At 65.8% G+C, this 18,610-nt stretch carries 18 protein-coding genes; 4 read left to right on the top strand and 14 right to left on the bottom strand.

All coding sequences use genetic code 11. The annotated features are described in order from the left end of the window. Positions 1-41 precede the first annotated feature (41 nt). From phoU to pstS, 5 genes are all read right to left on the bottom strand, one after another. On the bottom strand, positions 42-743 hold the full coding sequence (gene phoU / locus DFQ15_RS00090; protein WP_110464012.1) for a phosphate signaling complex protein PhoU: 702 nt from the start codon (positions 741-743) through the stop codon (positions 42-44). 13 nt (positions 744-756) lie between these two features. Continuing rightward, on the bottom strand, positions 757-1,539 hold the full coding sequence (pstB, locus tag DFQ15_RS00085) for a phosphate ABC transporter ATP-binding protein PstB (RefSeq protein WP_110464011.1): 783 nt from the start codon (positions 1,537-1,539) through the stop codon (positions 757-759). Between the two features lie 19 nt (positions 1,540-1,558). After that, entirely contained in the window at positions 1,559-2,458 is a 900-nt protein-coding gene (gene pstA / locus DFQ15_RS00080; protein WP_110464010.1) for a phosphate ABC transporter permease PstA, read from the bottom strand. After that, the gene (pstC, locus tag DFQ15_RS00075) at positions 2,455-3,420 is read right to left on the bottom strand and encodes a phosphate ABC transporter permease subunit PstC (RefSeq protein ID WP_110464009.1); all 966 of its coding nucleotides are present in this window, start codon (positions 3,418-3,420) and stop codon (positions 2,455-2,457) included. Before pstC ends, pstA begins: the two co-directional genes overlap by 4 nt. Before the next feature lie 97 nt (positions 3,421-3,517). Beyond that, on the bottom strand, positions 3,518-4,555 hold the full coding sequence (pstS, locus tag DFQ15_RS00070; RefSeq protein ID WP_110464008.1) for a phosphate ABC transporter substrate-binding protein PstS: 1,038 nt from the start codon (positions 4,553-4,555) through the stop codon (positions 3,518-3,520). A gap of 234 nt (positions 4,556-4,789) precedes the next feature. Here pstS and DFQ15_RS00065 point away from each other — a divergent pair, with 234 nt between their 5' ends. Continuing rightward, positions 4,790-6,268 (top strand): Ppx/GppA phosphatase family protein, encoded by a 1,479-nt coding sequence (locus DFQ15_RS00065; protein ID WP_110464007.1) that lies wholly within the window; start codon positions 4,790-4,792, stop codon positions 6,266-6,268. Between the two features lie 103 nt (positions 6,269-6,371). Here the strand turns inward: DFQ15_RS00065 and DFQ15_RS00060 are convergent, their stop codons facing one another. From DFQ15_RS00060 to DFQ15_RS16860, 9 genes are all read right to left on the bottom strand, one after another. Then, a complete protein-coding gene (locus DFQ15_RS00060) occupies positions 6,372-6,833 on the bottom strand; it encodes a SixA phosphatase family protein (protein ID WP_110464006.1) in 462 nt (153 codons plus the stop codon). After that, positions 6,833-8,890, bottom strand: a complete 2,058-nt coding sequence (gene ppk1, locus DFQ15_RS00055; protein WP_233504213.1) for a polyphosphate kinase 1 — start codon at positions 8,888-8,890, stop codon at positions 6,833-6,835. The genes DFQ15_RS00060 and ppk1 overlap by 1 nt, the downstream gene beginning before the upstream one ends. 406 nt (positions 8,891-9,296) lie before the next feature. Beyond that, a complete protein-coding gene (locus tag DFQ15_RS00050; RefSeq protein WP_310593098.1) occupies positions 9,297-10,010 on the bottom strand; it encodes a GNAT family N-acetyltransferase in 714 nt (237 codons plus the stop codon). Between the two features lie 362 nt (positions 10,011-10,372). Further along, positions 10,373-11,701, bottom strand: coding sequence for a phosphoglucosamine mutase (glmM, locus tag DFQ15_RS00045; protein ID WP_110464003.1), 1,329 nt, complete (start codon positions 11,699-11,701; stop codon positions 10,373-10,375). Continuing rightward, positions 11,698-12,552, bottom strand: a complete 855-nt coding sequence (folP, locus tag DFQ15_RS00040; RefSeq protein WP_110464002.1) for a dihydropteroate synthase — start codon at positions 12,550-12,552, stop codon at positions 11,698-11,700. Before folP ends, glmM begins: the two co-directional genes overlap by 4 nt. Positions 12,553-12,650: 98 nt before the next feature. Further along, the gene (gene ftsH / locus DFQ15_RS00035) at positions 12,651-14,573 is read right to left on the bottom strand and encodes an ATP-dependent zinc metalloprotease FtsH (protein WP_110464001.1); all 1,923 of its coding nucleotides are present in this window, start codon (positions 14,571-14,573) and stop codon (positions 12,651-12,653) included. 139 nt (positions 14,574-14,712) lie between these two features. Beyond that, entirely contained in the window at positions 14,713-15,384 is a 672-nt protein-coding gene (locus DFQ15_RS00030; RefSeq protein WP_110464000.1) for an RlmE family RNA methyltransferase, read from the bottom strand. Then, a complete protein-coding gene (locus tag DFQ15_RS16865; RefSeq protein WP_146228599.1) occupies positions 15,354-15,725 on the bottom strand; it encodes a hypothetical protein in 372 nt (123 codons plus the stop codon). The genes DFQ15_RS00030 and DFQ15_RS16865 overlap by 31 nt, the downstream gene beginning before the upstream one ends. 143 nt (positions 15,726-15,868) lie before the next feature. Continuing rightward, the gene (locus tag DFQ15_RS16860) at positions 15,869-16,168 is read right to left on the bottom strand and encodes a hypothetical protein (RefSeq protein WP_146228598.1); all 300 of its coding nucleotides are present in this window, start codon (positions 16,166-16,168) and stop codon (positions 15,869-15,871) included. A gap of 143 nt (positions 16,169-16,311) precedes the next feature. On the opposite strand from DFQ15_RS16860, the gene DFQ15_RS00020 reads away from it, so the two are divergent. From DFQ15_RS00020 to DFQ15_RS00005, 3 genes are all read left to right on the top strand, one after another. After that, positions 16,312-16,611: a hypothetical protein gene (locus DFQ15_RS00020; RefSeq protein ID WP_110463998.1), complete on the top strand. Its 300-nt coding sequence runs from the start codon at positions 16,312-16,314 to the stop codon at positions 16,609-16,611. 288 nt (positions 16,612-16,899) lie between these two features. Beyond that, entirely contained in the window at positions 16,900-17,109 is a 210-nt protein-coding gene (locus DFQ15_RS00015; RefSeq protein ID WP_110463997.1) for a major capsid protein, read from the top strand. Between the two features lie 319 nt (positions 17,110-17,428). After that, a partial coding sequence (locus DFQ15_RS00005; protein ID WP_199399784.1) for an IgG-binding virulence factor TspB family protein occupies positions 17,429-18,610 on the top strand: 1,182 nt, incomplete at its 3' end.

The raw sequence follows: 18,610 nt of genomic DNA, 5'->3' as shown, positions 1-18,610 counted from the left end.
CTGTCTCCTGTCCGGCATGGATGAGACGCCAGGCAACGTCGTCACCGCAGAGCAGACTCAATCTGATCCATCGAGGTGTGGCGCACGTCGGTGCCCTTGACGATGTAGATGATGAACTCGGCGATGTTCTTGGCGTGGTCGCCGATCCGCTCGATCGCCTTCGCCAGGAACAGCAGGTCGAGACTGGCCGAGATGGTGCGCGGGTCTTCCATCATGTAGGTGATCAACTTGCGCACGAAGCCGTCGAACTCGCGATCGATCAGGTCGTCCTCCTTCAGGATCGCCAGGGCCGCGGCGGTGTCGAGCCGTGCGAAAGCATCCAGCGCGCGGCGCATCAGGGCCGATGCCAGCTCCGCCGCCACGCGCAGGTCGGACGAGGGCAGCGCGCGGGCCGAGCCGCTCTCGACGATCGACTTGACCATTCGGGCGATCTTGTTGGCCTCGTCGCCGACGCGCTCCAGGTTGGCGGTGGTCTTCGAGATGGCGATCAGCAGACGCAGGTCGCGCGCGGTCGGCTGGCGGCGGGCGATGATCGACGACAGGTCGCGGTCGATCTCGATCTCCATCGCATTGACCCGCGGCTCGGTCTCGATGACCTCGTCGGCCGCTTCGCCGCTGAACTGGGAAAGGGCGTAGACCGCCTGACGGATCTGCGATTCGACCAGGCCGCCGAGCTCCATCACGCGGGTGGAGACGGAATTCAGCTCGCTGTCGAACTGCGATGAAAGGTGCTTGTCGGGCATGTCGGCTCCTGGATCAGCCGAACCGGCCGGTGATGTAGTCTTCGGTTTCCTTGCGCTGCGGCTTGAAGAACATCTGCTCCGTCTTGCCGAACTCCATCAGGTCGCCCAGGTACATGTAGGCGGTGTAGTCGCTGCAGCGGGCGGCCTGCTGCATGTTGTGGGTCACGATGACCACCGTATAGTCGCTCTTCAGCTCGGCGATCAGCTCTTCGACCTTGGCGGTCGAGATCGGGTCGAGGGCGGAGCACGGCTCGTCGAGCAGCAGCACCTCGGGCTTGATCGCGATGCCGCGTGCGATGCACAGCCGCTGCTGCTGTCCGCCCGACAGGCCCGAGCCGCTCTGCTGCAGCTTGTCCTTCACCTCGCTCCAGAGCGCGGCCTTGCGCAGCGCCCACTCGACGCGCTCGTCCATGTCGGTGGCGTTGAGCCGCTCGAACAGCTTCACGCCGAACGCGATGTTGTCGTAGATCGACATCGGGAAGGGCGTAGGCTTCTGGAAGACCATGCCGATCTTGGCGCGGATCAGCGCCACGTCCTGCTTGGAGGCCAGCAGGTCCTCGTCGTCGAGCATGATGCGGCCTTCGGCGCGTTGCTCGGGATATAGCTCGAACATGCGGTTGAAGGTGCGCAGCAGTGTCGACTTGCCACAGCCCGAGGGGCCGATGAAGGCGGTGACCTTGTTCGACGGGATTTCCAGGTTGATGTTCTTCAGCGCGTGGAACTTGCCGTAGTAAAAGTTCAGGTCGTGCACGGCCAGCTTGGCGCGGCCGGAGGCAGGGGCCTGGATCGTCGTCATGGAGGCGGATCTTTCGGTTTCATTTCTGGCGGGTCAGGGCCCGCGCCAGGATGTTGAGGCCGAGCACGGCGGCCGTGATCAGGAACACGCCGGCCCAGGCCAGCTGTTGCCAGTTCTCGTACGGGCTCATCGCGAACTTGAAGATCGTGACCGGCAGGCTGGCCATCGGCTTGGAAAGGTCGGCGTTCCAGAACTGGTTGGAGAGCGCGGTGAAGAGCAGCGGCGCGGTTTCGCCTGCGATCCGCGCCACCGCCAGCAGCACGCCGGTGATGACGCCGGCCCGGGCTGCCTGCAGCGTGACCATGGTGATCACCTTCCACTTGGGCGTGCCCAGTGCGTAGGCGGCTTCCCGCAGGCCCGAGGGCACCAGCAGCAGCATGTTCTCGGTGGTGCGGATGACCACCGGAATCACGATCAGCGCCAAGGCCACGATGCCGGCATAGGCCGAGTAGCTGCGCAACCGTGCCACGACCACCGCGTAGACGAAGAGGCCGATCACGATCGACGGCGCCGACAGCAGGATGTCGTTGACGAAACGTGTGAGCGATGCCAGCCAGCCGCGGGTGTCGTACTCGGCCAGGTACACGCCGGCCATGATGCCGATCGGCGTACCGACGAAGGTCGCCAGTAACACCATGGTGGCCGAGCCGAAAATCGCATTGGCCAAGCCGCCGATCTCGTTGGGCGCCGGGGTGGATTCGGTGAAGAGCGCGATGCTGAGGCCCCCTAAGCCGAGGCGTACGGTTTCCCACAGGATCCAGACCAGCCAGAACACGCCGAAGGCCATGGCCGCCAGCGAGAGCGCCAGCGCGATGCCGTTGACCCGCTTGCGTGCGGCGTAGCGTAACCGGCGCGTTTGGGCGAGGGTAGCCGCGTCGACCAGGCGCTGGCTGGTGGAGCCGGACGCGGTCGTGCTCATGATTTCGTGCCCTCGCTCTTTTGCAGGCGTAGCAGCAGCAGCTTGGACAGGGTCAGCACGACGAAGGTGATGAAGAACAGCACCAGGCCCAGGTAGATCAGCGACGCCTGGTGCAGTCCCTCCCCGGCCTCGGCGAATTCGTTGGCGAGCGCCGAGGTGATGCTGTTGGCCGCCTCGAAGATCGAGAGCGAGTTGAGCTGGTTCATGTTGCCGATCACGAAGGTGACGGCCATCGTCTCGCCCAGCGCCCGGCCCAGGCCGAGCATGATGCCGCCGAGCACGCCGGTCTTGGTGTAGGGCAGCACGACGGTGGAAACGACCTCCCAGGTCGTGGCGCCCAGGCCGTAGGCCGATTCCTTGAGGAGCGGCGGCGTGACCTCGAACACGTCCCGCATCACCGAGGCGATGAACGGGACGATCATGATCGCGAGGATGATGCCGGCCGACAGGATACCGATGCCCACCGGTGGGCCGGAGACGAATGCGCCGAGGAACGGCACGCCGCTCAGCAGCTTCTGCAGCGGCCGTTGCACGTAGGTCGCAAGGATCGGGCCGAAGACCATCAGACCCCACATGCCGTAGACGATGGAGGGCACCGCCGCCAGCAACTCGATGGCCGTGCCCAGCGGGCGCTTGAGCCATGCCGGCGACAGCTCGGTCAGGAACAGCGCGATGCCGAAGCTCACCGGAACCGCGATCGCCAGGGCGATGACCGAGGTGGTCAGCGTGCCGTAGATCATCACCAACCCGCCGTAGTCGTTCTTCACCGGGTCCCACACGCTGCGGGTCAGGAAAGTCAGGCCGTACTTCTCGATCGAGAGCCAGGCCCCCGCGAACAGCGAGCCGAGAATGCCGACCAGCAGTGCCAGGGTCAGCAGCGCCGCGCCCTTGGCGAGCCAGCCGAACAGCCGGTCGGCCAGGGTGCAGGACAGCAGGGGCCGGCGGACGGGGGGTAGGGTCATGGGGGCGCCACGCGCGCCTGCATGTGGCGACGCATGGGTGACCGGCAGTGTAGAGGACACGGTGGCGGGGTCTCGGCGCGGTGGTGCCGTCGGTGGATCAGCGGAGGGCGACGGTCTTGCCCGACGTGTCCTTGATCGCATCCCACGACTTCAGGATCGTCGCCTTCACCGCGTCGGGCATCGGCACGTAGTCCAGGTCGGATGCGGTCTTGTCGCCACCCTTGTAGGCCCAGTCGAAGAACTTCAAGGCGGTGGCGGCCTGGACCGGCTTGTCCTGGCTCTTGTGCATCAGGATGAAGGTGGCGCCGGTGATCGGCCATGCATCCTTGCCGGGCTGGTTGGTGAGGATCTGGTAGAAGCTCTTGCTCCAGTCCGCGCCGGCGGCGGCGGCCTTGAAGGAACTGTCGTCGGGCGACACCGTGCCGCCGTCGGCGTTCTGCAGTTGGACGTAGTTCATCTTGTTCTGCTTGACGTAGGCGTACTCGACGTAACCGATCGAGTTGGGCAGGCGGCCCACGAAGGCGGCGACGCCTTCGTTGCCCTTGCCGCCGGCACCGGTCGGCCAGTTGACCGCGGTGCCTTCACCGACCTTGCTCTTCCACTCGGCGTTCACCTTGCTCAGGTAGTTGGTGAAGATGAAGCTGGTCCCCGAACCGTCGGCACGGCGCACAGGGGCGATGGCCGCATCGGGCAGCTTCACGCCGGGGTTCAGGGCCTTGATGGCGACGTCGGTCCAATTGGTGATCTTGCCGAGGTAGATGTCGCCCAGGATCTGGCCGTTGAGCTTGATCTCGCCCGGCTTGATGCCGGCGATGTTCACGACCGGCACCACGCCGCCGATCACGGTGGGGAACTGTACCAGCCCCTTGGACTGCAGTTCCTCGTCTTTCAGCGGCGCGTCGGATGCGCCGAAATCGACCGTCTTGGCCTCGATCTGCTTGATGCCGGCGCCTGAGCCGACCGACTGGTAGTTGATCTTGACGCCAGTCGCCTTGTGGTAGTCGGCGGCCCACTTTGCATAGAGCGGTGCGGGGAAGCTGGCACCGGCACCGGTGGCTTCGGACTGGGCCCAGGCAGCGGAGAAACCGGTGGCGGCTACGGTGACGGCGAGCATGCGGATCATCGAATTCTTCATGGATTTCCTCGTTGGAACGAACATTGACAGAGCACTGACGAGGCGGACTTTAGAAAGCGTATATGACATCCGCATGACAGAATCCCGACCAATCGGCGAACCCTCTTCCAGAGCCCGATCTCCTTCTGTCACGGTCCTGTCATACGGCTTGCATAGCCTGCCCCGGCCCATGGGCGCTGCTATGCTGCGCCGCACACTGTACCCCGTGGCCGCCACCCCCTCCCCCATCTCCTCATGCACGACGGAACCCTCCTTGCCGCCCTAGACCTGGGCTCCAACAGCTTTCGCCTGGAAATCGGCCGCCTGCACCACGGGCAGATCCAGCGCATCGAATACCTGAAGGAGACGGTGCGCCAGGGCAGCGGCCTGGACGAGAACGGCATGCTGTCGCCCGCGGCGATGCAGCGCGGCTGGGACTGCCTGGCCCGCTTCGGAGAGCGGCTGCGCGGCTTCGCGCCCCACCAGGTGCGGGCGGTGACCACCCAGACGCTGCGGGTCGCACGCAACCGGGAAGTGTTCCTCGCCAAGGGCCGGCAGGTGCTGGGCTTTCCGATCGACGTAGTGTCGGGCCCCGAGGAAGCCCGGCTGATCTACGCCGGCGTTGCGCGGATGCTGCCACCTTCGGACGAGCGCCGCCTGGTGGTGGACATCGGCGGCCGTTCGACCGAGCTGGTCCTGGGCCGTGGCCTGGGCTCCCAGGTCGTCGGCTCGTATCCGCTCGGCAGCGTCGCCTGGTCGATGGCCTATTTCCCCGAGGGCCATTTCACCGTGCAGGCCTTCGACGCAGCCCATGCCGCCATCGAAGACCTGCTGGCCGACACGCCCGGCCGTTATCCGCGGGAGAGCTGGGACGTGGCCTACGGATCGTCCGGCACGGTCGGTGCGATCGGCGACCTGCTGGCCGGTCTGGGCGAGCCGAAGGGGCTGATCACCCGCAAATCTTTGGTCGAACTGCGCGCCCGCCTGCTGCAGGCCCAGAGCGCCGACCGGCTGAAGCTCGACGGCCTGAAGGAAGACCGCCGACCGGTGATCGGCGGCGGAGTGGCGGTGCTGGGCGCGGTGTTCGACCTGCTGGGCATCGAGCAGATGCAGGTGGCGCAGGGCGCCCTGCGCCAGGGCGTGCTGTACGACCTGGTACAACGCGAGGCCCCGGCCACCGACATCCGCACCGCGACCGTCCAGGCGCTGTCGACCCGGTTCGGCACCGACGCGGCCCAGGCGGCCCGCGTCGGCCGCACTGCCCGCGCCCTCTTCGACCAGGTACTGCCCAGGGCCGAGCCCGAGGCCGCCCACCTGCTCGACCGCGCGGCCCGGCTCCACGAGATCGGCACCGGCATCGCCCACGCCGACCATCCGCGCCACGGCGCCTACATCCTTCACCACACCGACGCCCCCGGCTTCGGCATGCAGGAGCTGCGCTGCCTGGCCGAGCTGCTGCTGGGCCAGCGCGGCAAGCTGCGCAAGCTCTCGCTCGACCTGGAAGATACGCGCTTCGTGGTGCAGCTGCTGTGCCTGCGGCTGGCGATCCTGCTGTGCCACGCCCGGCGCGATCCGGTGCCGCCGCTGCCGCAGCTGGCGCTGGTGGGCAGCAGCTTCAGCCTGCGCATCGGCGCGGCGTGGGCAGCCGGCTTTCCGCAGTCGGCCCACCTGCTGCGCGGCGAGGCCGAGGCCTGGAAGAAGACGCCCTGGGACGTCAACGTCGTCCTGGGCTGAAATTCGGGGAAATAAGGGCTGTAGCCGGCGCTATACGCCGACCACCAGCTATCATTTTAATAGCGCATGGCCTACGACGGCGGCGCGGCCATCGCAGGCCCCGCTACAGCACCTCGGGCGACTGCACGGTGACGATCACCGTCTGCGCGTCTTCGCCCCGCTGGCGCTGGCGCAGCCACCACACCGCTCCCTTGCGGATCGCGCAATCGCCGGCCGACAGACCGATCAGCTGCGCGATCGTCTGGCCGAGCATCGGCTGGTGGCCCACCACCAGCACCGCGCCCTTGGCCCGCGGCCATTGCACCAGTTCCAACAGGTCGGCGGGCGAGCCCTCGGGCAGCAGCTCGGCCCGCAGTTTGTAGCGACGGCCCAGCGCGATCACCGTTTGCTCGGTGCGGCGGGCGGGGCTCGCGATGACGCGCAGGCCGTCGGGCAGCTGCCGGTCGAGCCAGCCGGCCATGCGGGCGGCCTGCTTCTCGCCGCGGGGCGTGAGCCGGCGGTCCCCGTCGGCCTGCTCTTCGCGGGCCTCTTCGGCTTCGGCATGGCGCCAGAGGATCAGGTCCATCACGCAATGCCCCTTCGGGAGGCGGGCGGCGCCGGATAGCGCTGCATCAAGGCAGCCTGCGCGCCGATGCAGTCGGCCTGCACCGGGGCACGCCGGTAGCGGCCGTCGGCGCCCAGCGTCCAGGCGTCGCAGTCGTCGTGCAGGTAGGCGACCAGGCATTCGTCGATCAGGTGCTGGCGCAGGTGCGGGTCGGTCACCGGCCAGGCCAGTTCCACCCGGCGCAGCATGTTACGACTCATCCAGTCGGCGCTCGACAGGTACAGCTCGTCGTCGTCGCCGGTGCGGAAGTAGAAGACGCGCGAATGCTCCAGGAAGCGGCCGATGATCGAGCGGACCCGGATGTTGTCGGTCACGCCCGGCAGGCCGGCCGGCAGCATGCAAGCGCCCCGCACGATCAGGTCGATCTGCACGCCGGCGCGGCCGGCGTCGATCAGGGCGTGGATCAGGCGCTCGTCGGTCAGCGCGTTCATCTTGGCGACGATGCGGGTACTCCGGCCCTCGCGCGCAGCGGCGGCGGTGGCGGCGATCCGCTCGGCCAGCCGGTCCTGCAGGTGGAACGGCGCGACCCACAGCCGCTTCAGGCGCGGCAGCTGGCTCTGGCTGGCCAGGTGGGCGAAGAGCGCGTCCATGTCGGCGGTCAGCGCCGGGTCGGAGGTGAGGTAGCTGATGTCGGTGTAGAGCCGGGCGGTGCGCGGGTTGTAGTTGCCGGTGGAGAGGTGCCCGTAGCGGCGCAGCCGGGCGCCTTCGCGCCGGGTGACCAGCAGCATCTTGGCGTGGGTCTTCAGGCCCACCACGCCGTAGACCACCTGGGCGCCGATCGATTCCAGCGCCTCGGCCCAGTTGATGTTGGCCTCTTCGTCGAAGCGCGCCTTCAGCTCCACCACCGCGGTGACCTCCTTGCCGCGGCGCACCGCCTCGCGCAGCAGGTCCATCAGTTCGGAATCGGCCCCGGTGCGATAGATCGTCTGCTTGATCGCCAGCACCTGCGGATCCTGAACCGCCTCGCGCAGGAAGGCCAGCACGCCGTCGAAGCTCTCGAACGGCTGGTGGATCACCACGTCGCGTCGACGCAGCTGCTGGAAGATCGGCAGGCTGCCGCGCAGGCCCACCGGACGCGCCGGCTTCCAAGGCGAGAACAGCAGCGACGGGTCGTCGACCAGATCGAGCAGCTGCACCAGCCGCACCAGATTGACCGGCCCGTGCACCCGGTAGAGCGCGTTGGTCGGCAGATCGAACTGCCGCTGCAGGAAATCGAGCAGGTGCTGCGAGCAGCCGGACGAGACCTCGAGCCGCACCGCCTTGCCGTAGTGGCGCATCTGCAGCCCCTGCCGCAGCGCGGTGCGCAGGTTGCTCACCTCTTCCTCGTCCACCGCCAGGTCGGAGTGCCGGGTGACCCGGAACTGCGAGAACTCGGTCACCTCGCGGCCCGGGAACAACTCCGACAGGTGCGCCCGCACCACGCTCGACAGCGCCACCACCGACACGCCCTCGGGCGCCACCGACGCCGGCAGCTTGATCAGACGCGGCAGCACCCGCGGCACCTTGACGATCGCGATCTCGTTGTCGCGGCCGAAGGCGTCCAGGCCCTTCAGCCGCACGATGAAGTTGAGCGACTTGTTGGCCACCTGCGGGAACGGATGCGACGGATCGAGCCCGACCGGCACCAGCAGGGGCGATACCTCGCGCCGGAAATACTCGCGCACCCAGCGGCGCTGCGGATGGTTGCGCTCGCCGTGCGAGAGCAGCCGGATGCCGCGCTCGGCGAAGGCCGGCATCAGCGCGTCGTTATAGAGCTTGTACTGGCGCGCCACCAGCTTGTGCGCCGACTCCGACAGCGTCTCGAACGACGCCACGGTGTAGGTGCCCTGCATGTCACCCGCCTGCGCCGCGGCCAGATGGGGCGCGACCCGCACCTCGAAGAATTCGTCGAGATTCGACGACACGATGCACAGATAGCGCAGTCTCTCCAGCAGGGGTGCGTCCTCGCGGCAGGCCCAATCGAAGACACGTTCGTTGAAGGCCAGGATGCTGTGGTCGCGGTCGAGCAGGGGCGGCATGCCCGCGCCCGAGGCGAGGGGCTGCGCCGCGGTGTCGTGGGCCACGTCGTCCAGCGGCGCGGTCGACAGGGTGACAGCCGCGACGACCGGGGCCGGCGGCCATGCGAGCGCCGCGTCGTGCGCCGCGGCGCGCTCAGGGGCCTCTACGCCGGGAGCGACCGCATCGCCCTCGTGGTGGGCCGAAACGGGCGGGGATGCGTGGTCGAAATGGGGTTTCACGAACGTAGGAAATCCTGTATGGCCGGCCAGCGGCATCGGGCCGAGTGTCCCTCCGACACATGACAGTCATGTGACGGCCCGCGCCGTCAGGCCCATAGCAGTCAACGGCACCGGCGTCCGGAAAACGATGCGGCATGGCTGTCATGTGTCGGCCATGTGTCAGGCCCGCCGTCCGCCCTCCGGCGCTTCAGCCGCCGGGCAGCAGGTGGCGGCGGTACCGCGCCGGCATGTCGTCCAGGCGCATCAGCATCGGCAAATCGGCGGTGTTGAAGTCCGGATCCCAGGCGGGCACGCCGAGTATTTTGGCACCCAGGCGCAGGTAGCCCTGGATCAGCGGCGGCGGCTCAGGCAGCGGATCGGCCGGCTCGCCGGCATGGAGCGCGTCGACCGGGAGAGCCAGCCGGGGCCACACCTGCAGCTCGACCGGGGCCAGGTGCGTCTCGCGCAGCCGATGCCAGATACCTGCCGCCGTGCGAGCGCTGGGCACCCCGTGGTGCAGCATCGGGATGCTGGCGCAGCCGAGCATGATGTCGAGCCGGTTGCGGGCCATGAACTGCGCCAGCGCGACCCACAGCGCGAGGATGACGCCGCCCTGGCGGTGGTCGGGATGCACGCAGCTGCGACCCAGCTCCACCATCCGGTCACGCAGGCCGCGCAGCCGGACCAGGTCGAACTCGGTATCGCTGTAGGTGCCGCCGATACGTCGGGCCTGAGCAGGCGTCAGCACCCGATAGGTGCCGACCACCGGGCCGGCTTCGAACTCGCGGACCAGCAGGTGCTCGCAGTACGCATCGAACAGGTCGATGTCGTGGCCGGCCAGCTTCGGATCGGCCGGCACCGGCAGCCGCGCGCCCATTTCGTCGGCGAAAACATGGTGCCGCAGGCGTTGGGCTTCGCGCACCTCGTCCTGATGGCATGCCCAGGTGACATGCAGTGGCCCCGCCTTACCGGCACCACGGCCGGCGGCATCAGCAGGGCCGCAGGCTTGCGCATCGCGCGAAAACCCCGCAGGGGCGACAGGGGCAGGGTCGGAACCGGCAGTTCATTCATCGCACGCATCCTTTCATTCAGTCAGGCGGATGCAGCGGAGTGTGGCCAGCGGCCATGACGGTGCAGTGGCAGAAACGTGAAGAATTCTTGAACGGAATAGCCGGAGCCGTTGCTGTGCGCCGACCTCCAGCTATTACTTCTATAGCAATCCAGCCTTCGCATGGCTGCGGTGTTGCAGGCGTGCCTCCGTGCTATCGCCGCCCGACACCCGCCCTATCCCAGGGTGGCCGCGATCCGCTCCGCCGCACGTTGCGCCTGCTGCGCATCGCGTGCCTCCACCATCACCCGCAACAGCGGCTCGGTGCCGCTGGCGCGGATCAGGACCCGGCCATCCGCGCCCAGCTCGTTCTCGACCGCCCGCGTTTCCTCGTCCAGCCGCACATGGGTGCGCCAGTCCTGACCGGGCTGCAGGCGCACGTTGATCAGCGTCTGCGGGAACAGGGTCAGGCGCGACAGCAGTTCCGCGATCGACCGGCCGCTGCGCACGCAGGCCTGCAACACCTGCAGCGCGCTCACGATCCCGTCACCTGTGGTGTGCTTGTCGAGCGCCAACAGATGACCCGATCCTTCGCCGCCCAGCAGCCAGCCCTGGCGCTCCAGGAGTTCAAGCACGTAACGGTCGCCGACCTTGGCCCGCTCGAACCGCACGCCGCGCAACCGCAGCGCCTCTTCCACCGCCATGTTGGTCATCAGCGTGCCGACGGCGCCGTCGACCTTGTCGCCCCGCGCCAGCCGGTCCTGCACCAGCAGGTACAGCAGCTCGTCGCCGTTGTAGAGCCGGCCGGAGGCATCGACCAGCTGCAGCCGGTCGGCATCGCCGTCCAGCGCGATGCCGTAGTCGGCACGGTGCTCGGCCACCGCGGCGATCAGGGCGGCCGGGTGGGTGGCGCCGACGTCGCGGTTGATGTTCAGGCCGTCGGGCTGGCAGCCGATGGCGACGACCTCGGCGCCCAGCTCGTGGAACACCTTGGGCGCGACCTGGTAGGCAGCGCCGTGGGCACCGTCGACCACGATCTTCAGGCCCTTCAGTGTCAGGTCGTTGCCGAAAGTGCTTTTGCAGAATTCGATGTAGCGTCCGGTGGCGTCGTCGAGCCGGCGGGCACGGCCGAGCGATGCCGAATCGGCCCAAACGGGCGCCTCTTGCAAACAGGCCTCCACATCGGCCTGCCACGCGTCGGGCAGCTTGGTGCCGTGCGCGCTGAAGAACTTGATGCCGTTGTCGGCGAAAGGGTTGTGGCTGGCGCTGATCACCACGCCCAGGCTGGCCCGCAGCGTCCGGGTGAGGTAGGCGACGCCCGGTGTCGGCAGCGGGCCGAGCAGCACGACGTCGACGCCGGCCGAGTTGAAGCCAGACTCCAGTGCGCTTTCGAGCATGTAGCCGGAGATGCGGGTGTCCTTGCCGACCAGCACGCTGGGCCGCTTCTCGGTGCGGCGCAATACGCGACCGACCGCATGGCCCAGGCGCAGCACGAAATCGGGTGTGATCGGCGCGACGCCCACCGTCCCGCGGATGCCATCGGTGCCGAAATAGGCGAGCGTCATGCGAAATCTCCTCGTTGTTCTGTCGATGCGTCCTGCATCGCCTGCCAGACCGCCAGCGCGGCCACCGTGTCGGCCACGTCGTGCACCCGCACGATACGCGCGCCACGGTCCACGGCCAACACCGCGGCGACCACGCTCGGCACCATCCGGTGCGCCACCGCCCTGCCGGTGACCGCGCCGAGCGACGACTTCCGCGACCAGCCCGAGAGTATCGGATATCCGGACGGCACCGCGGCGACTTGGCGGCCGAGCAGGCCGAAATTCTGCGCGACCGTCTTGCCGAAACCGATGCCCGGGTCCAGCACGATCCGCCGCGGCGACACGCCCCGGACCTTGAGCGCTTCGACCTGCTCGGCCAGGAACACGTGAACCGGCGCAACCGGATCGCCCTCCATCGGCGAGGCCTGCATGCTCAGCGGCTCGCGATGCATGTGCATCAGGCAGACGCCGCAGCTGCCATGGTCCGCGACCACGTCTTTCGCGCCGTCGAGCCGCAGGGCCCAGATGTCGTTGACGATGTCGGCACCCAGGTCGAGCACCGCTCGCATCACCTGCGGTTTGAAGGTATCCACCGACACCGGCACGCCGAGCGTGACCGCCTCCCGCACCACCGGCAGCACCCGGGCCAGTTCCTCTTTCAGCGGCACCGGCTGGCTGCCCGGACGGGTCGATTCGCCGCCGATGTCGAGGATATCGGCGCCGTCCCCGATCAGCCGTTCGCAGTGCGCCAGCGCCGATCGGGCCTGGCCGTGCCGGCCACCGTCGGAGAAGGAATCGGGCGTGACGTTGACGATGCCCATGATCCGGGGCCGCTGCAGGTCGATCCGAAACCGGGTGGTGTGCCAGTGCATGGTATGAGAAGGCCAGCTGTCATGCGAACGCAAAAACGGGGCACCGAGCCCCGTTTCGTATTGTCGGGCAGCTTCTCTGCTGCCTGCGGCCGGACCGCTCAGGCCGCCGTCGGCGCCGGATCGACCACCGGTGCGCTGCCGCCGCCCGGCTTGTCGCCGCCACCCGATGCGGGCGGCACGCGCGGCACCCAATCCTTCGGCGGACGCGGTTCGCGGCCGGCCATGATGTCGTCGATCTGATCGGCATCGATGGTTTCCCAATCGAGCAGGGCCTTGGCCATGACGTGCATCTTGTCGCGGTTCTCTTCGATGAGCTTGCGCGCCAGGTTGTACTGCTCGTCGATGATCCGGCGCACTTCGCCATCGACCATCTGCATCGTCGACTCGCTCATGTTGGTGGTTTTGGTGACCGAACGGCCCAGGAACACTTCGCCTTCGTTTTCGGCATACACCATCGGGCCGAGCGCCTCGCTCATGCCGTAGCGCATCACCATGTCGCGGGCCAGCGAGGTGGCGCGTTCGAAGTCGTTGCTGGCGCCGGTGGTCATCTGGTTCATGAACACCTCTTCGGCGATGCGGCCACCGAACAGCATGCTGATCTGGTTGAGCATGTACTCGCGGTCGTAGCTGTAGCGGTCGTGCGCCGGCAGACTCATCGTCACGCCCAGGGCGCGGCCCCGCGGAATGATCGTGACCTTGTGCACCGGGTCGCACTTGGGCAGCATCTTGCCGATCAGCGCGTGGCCCGACTCGTGGTAGGCCGTGTTGCGGCGCTCTTCCTCGGGCATCACCATGCTCTTGCGCTCGGGACCCATGAAAATCTTGTCCTTGGCCTTCTCGAAATCCTGCATCTCGACGGTGCGCGCGTTGCGGCGTGCGGCCATCAGCGCGGCCTCGTTGCACAGGTTGGCCAGGTCGGCGCCGCTCATTCCGGGGGTGCCCCGGGCGATGATCGACGGGTTCACATCCTGCGAGATCGGGATCTTGCGCATGTGGACGTTGAGAATCTGCTCCCGGCCCCGGATGTCGGGCAGCGTCACATACACCTGGCGGTCGAAACGGCCGGGACGCAGCAAAGCAGCATCCAGGATGTCAGGACGGTTGGTGGCCGCCACCACAATCACGCCGAGGTTGGTCTCGAAGCCATCCATCTCGACCAGCATCTGGTTGAGCGTCTGCTCGCGCTCGTCGTTGCCGCCGCCGACACCGGCGCCCCGCTGACGACCCACCGCGTCGATTTCGTCGATGAAAATGATGCAGGGTGCGTTCTTCTTGGCGTTCTCGAACATGTCGCGGACACGGGCCGCGCCCACTCCGACGAACATTTCCACGAAATCGGAACCCGAAATACTGAAGAACGGCACCTTGGCTTCGCCGGCGATCGACTTGGCCAGCAAGGTCTTGCCGGTGCCGGGCGGGCCGACCAGCAACAGACCGCGGGGAATGCGTCCCCCCAGCTTCTGGAATTTCTGCGGGTCCTTCAGGAAGTCGACCACCTCCTTGACTTCCTCCTTGGCCTCGTCGCAACCCGCCACGTCCGCGAAGGTGACGGTGTTGTTGTTCTCGTCGAGCATGCGCGCCTTGCTCTTGCCGAAGCTGAAGGCCCCGCCTTTGCCGCCGCCCTGCATCTGTCGCATGAAGTACACCCATACCCCGATCAACAGCAGCATCGGGCCCCAACTGACCAGCAGGGTCATGAGCAGGGAGCCTTCTTCGCGCGGCTTGACGTCGAACTTGACGTTGTTGGCGATCAGGTCGCCCACCAGGCCGCGGTCCAGGTAAGTGGCGGTGGTGCGTACCTTGCGGTCGTCGGTGGTGGTGGCGAGGATCTCGGTACCGCCCTGCCCCTCCTGGATCGTGGCCGCCTTGATGCGGTTGCCGCGCACTTCCTCCAGGAAGTCGGAATACGCCACGTACCCGCTGCCGGAGGCGCCGCGCGAGTCGAACTGTTTGAACACCGTGAACAGCACCATGGCGATCACGAGCCATACGGCGACTTTGGAAAACCACTGATTGTTCAAGCAAGGCTCCGATAGCGTTTGTCGTGGAGGGTCGTCGAGGACCTATGTGGGCAGCATTTTAGGTGTTTCAATCCGCAGGCCGCTCTAAAAGCCGGCTCCCGTCCATTCGCGCGAAGCGGGCTTTAGCTCCGAAAGGCGTTCAATGGGCGGTGCCGGGAAGGGTAAGCCCCATTCCGACGATGAATGTTTCAGACGATTTGTCCCGCGAGGATTTCGGCTTCATCGGCTTGACGGTGCGAAAATTCTGCTTGAACAGTTTCACCAGGTCGGTATAGCCGCTGCCGTGGAACGCCTTGACGACCAGGGCGCCCTCGGGCTTGAGGTGGCTCTGGGCGAACCCGATCGCCAGCTCGATCAGGTGGGCGATCCGGGCCGCGTCCGCCGATTCGATGCCCGACAGGTTGGGCGCCATGTCGGACACCACCAGGTCGACCCGCGCGCCGCGCAGCTCGACTTCGAGCTTCTCCAGCATCTCCTGCTCGCGGAAATCGCCCTGGAGGAACGTGACGCCTTCGATCGGCAACATCGGCAGCAGGTCCAGCGCGACGATGGTGCCGTCCAATTGGCCGACCGCCGCCCCGTGTGGCGACAGGCGTCTGCGCAGGTACTGGCTCCAGGCTCCGGGCGTGGAGCCCAGGTCGACCACGACCTGTCCGGGCTTGACGAGCCCCAGCGCCTCGTCGATCTCCTTCAGTTTGTAGGCCGCGCGCGCGCGGTAGCCGTCCTTCGCGGCCATCTTCACGTAGGGATCGTTGACGTGGTCGTTCAACCACGCCTTGTTCACTTTCTTGCTTTTGGTTTTGACTTTGATAAGGCCTCCTTCGGTGGTGGAAAAGCATCCAGCATGGCGCGTATGCCGGCCTTTGCATGGGCTTCGTGGGGTAGGTCGTCCCGCATCCCTGCGGCGATTCCTTCTAAGAGGATTCTCGTTGCTTCCTCTTCCAGCCCAGCGATAGCTGCAATTTCCGCGTGACGTTGGTAGCTGTAGGGCCGGCCCTTCTTGTAGCCGCTGATGTGAGTCTCTGGAATGCCAAGAATTGCGGCTAGCTCCCGTTGGCTTCCGACCACGGCCGTCGCCGCCTTGATGGTTTCTTCGATAGACATTCGTTCTCCAGTTGTAAAAACATACTTTATTGGGTAAGCTTCGATCACTTACCTAATTTTGTAATCTGCCCTCTACGGGTAATTTTTACACGGAGTCCCCCATGCCCGCCCTTCAATGCGCCGGTTCTGACATTTGTACTCTGCCCCTTCCCGGGGTGCCCCCCGCGCCGATCCGGTGGGTGGAGGTTGCGTTAACGGGGGCTAAAGATCCCGTCAAAGTCGGCGAGTTCGTCTCCTCGCTCCAGTTCATCTTCAGCTCCGACATCGTCCAGTTCATCGACGAAGTTGCTGCGGTCCAGAAGGGCGACAAGGTTCGATTCCTCCGCCTGCACGTGGCATTCGATGCGCAAACGAAGTTGCCCGTCGCTGTTCTTCAGGGCGGCGGTGTAGAGGGTCGGCGTGTCGTTCCGCTTATGCAAGGCCTGGATACGTTCCAGCAGTTTTGCCTCGCCCTCGATAGGCGCCGCGTGCGGGTTCGCATGAATTCGCATGTGTGTCCTCAGTGGATCAAAGCGTCCATTCTGTGGGCTGCACGGCGCATTGCTCTGTTTTGACCCTTCCCCCCGTTGCCTCACGTGTGGGGCAACCGAGGGAAACGTCTCCCTGCTCTGTCCGGCCTTAGGAGGCTCGCACTATGTTTACCGCACTCATTCAGATCATCAAAGTTAACGACGCCCGCAGCGGCTCTAAAGACGGCCGCGCCTGGGAAATGCAGGACGCCGAATGCCTGCTGCTGGCCGAAGACGGCTCCCCTCAGCAAGTGGGCGTGCTGATGCTGCCTAAGGACCTGCGTAACAAGACCGCGCCCGGTACGTACACCGGCAGCTTTGCGCTCTCCGCTGGCCTCCGTGACCGCCGCATCGAAGCCATCCTGACCGGCCTTACGCCTCTCGATATCAAGGCCATCCGCAAGACGGCTCCAGCCGCCTCCTAATGGTCCGCCCCGATGCTCCAGCGAATCCTTGTCCGAATTGCCGTAGGTGTGGGCATTGCCTCGGTCATGGCGCGGTTTCGGTGGCTGATGTAACGGACGCTGAGTGGGCTGAGCACCGCCGTGACAGGTTGAGCTTGTGCATCTTTTGGATGCTGGTTCTGAACATGTTCTTGACGGTCGTGGCTGCATTTACATGCACCTTGTGAGTTTGTACCCCGTAGCCCTTCAACGCAGTGATGCGCCGAGGGCTACCGAGTGCAATCCCGCACTTCTTGAAGGACCTGTTCCATGTTCGCATCTTCCCGCTCCCGCATCGCAGCTATCGCAGCTGCTCCCCTCGCCCTCGTCGGCACCGCGCAAGCCGCAGTCCCTGCTGGCGTTACCACCGCAATGACGGACCTGCAGACCGATGGCCTCGCTATCGTCAGCGCCATCATGGGCGCAATGATCGCCATCTGGGGCCTGAAGAAGCTGGCCAGCAAGTTCGGCTGGGCGTAAGTCACCGTGGCCGAACCCAACACCGCGACGGCCACGGCCAGCGACGGCACAACCGTTACGGTGTTGGTCGCCCCGGCCCCTCCCTCCGAAGAACACATCGCAGACATGGCGTGGTTGTTCCTCGCCTTCGTCGCCGTCGCAGTTCCGATCTACTGTATCCGGTACCTGACCGGGCTTTTCCGGGCAGACCCAAGTGACACCTAAAAATGCCCTCCGCATTAGAAATTCAATTTGGCTTGGGCTTGGCCTTTGTGCTCTGGCTCATGTTCAAGTAGTCCACGCCGGCACCGTCGTAGACAAGACCGCCTTCGGCGGCTTCATGGCCACCATCACCGGTAATAGCACTAGCGTCGGCATTGGTAGTGGGGGTATCCCTGTTGCGACCCGCGCCCCTACTGCTTTGGGCGGTACTGGCGGCTGGAGCTATGCCGGCAATTTCGGGGTGGGCGCTAACGCGTCTGGAGGTGTTATTGGCGGCACCGCCACCATTCCGGTCGGTGGCGTCAAGGTCCCCATTTCGGGGACGGCTAAGGTGGCCTCTCTGTCAATGGGAAAAGCGGTTGGCAAATTTGCCGCCAAGGTCGTTCCTGGCCTTGCGCTGTTCGGTGCCACTGTTGAGTTGTTGGCTGATATCGGCATTTTCATGAAGGCCGGCGTCGGCGGTCAGGACAATACCTTTTCTACGGACGACGAAGGTACCGCCAATTTGAGGCGCGCGTTTTATGGCGGTAAGTGGTATTCAGACCCTCTTGCGGCTTGCAAGGCTTACATCGGCGATGCCACCAGCTATGTGATTCGCGGGGACGCGGCGTATTGCAAGCGAGGCGCCAGTGAGGTCGTCCCGGTGGATATTCGGCACACTTGTCCTGACAGCACTGATCCATCCGGCTATGTCGTTGTCGAGCCGAAAACGGTGTGTCCTGGTGGTACAACAAGGCCCGTGGATCAGGAAGAACTAGAGCAGCGTATCGCTCGTGAGTCCGGTTGGCCTGACCCGAAAAAGCTCGGTAATATTCTGGCTGAGACTATCAAGAGTGGTCAGCCTGTCGAGCTTGAAAAGCCTGTTATTACTGGTCCCGCTAAGCTGCCCGACACCACCGACACCAAGATCACCACAGCACCAGACGGAACTAAAACGACCACCACCACCAAGGTCGAAAGTCCTATCAGCTACGACGGCGATAAGGTCACCGTCAAGCCAAAAACCACCACGACCGACACGACGGTTAAACCAGACGGCAGCACCAAGACCGACACCACCACTACCGAAGAGCCCACCAAGGAAAGCGACGATCAGAAAGCCGACCTCTGCAAGCTGCATCCTGAAATTTTGGCTTGCAAAGAAATCGATGTGCCCGACCAGGATGTGCCGAAGTCCAAACGCACGGTCACGTACAGCGAAGACAGCTTCCTGAGTGGCGGCGGCTCCTGCCCCGCCGACAAGTACGCCAGCATCCACGGCGTCAGCACCATGGTGTGGGACTGGCAAAGGGCCTGCGGC

The sequence above is a fragment of the Xylophilus ampelinus genome, assembly GCF_003217575.1.
GTDB lineage: Bacteria > Pseudomonadota > Gammaproteobacteria > Burkholderiales > Burkholderiaceae_C > Xylophilus > Xylophilus ampelinus.
The sequence above is the reverse complement of the archived record's forward strand: the minus strand, read 5'-3'. Positions and strand labels throughout refer to the sequence as shown.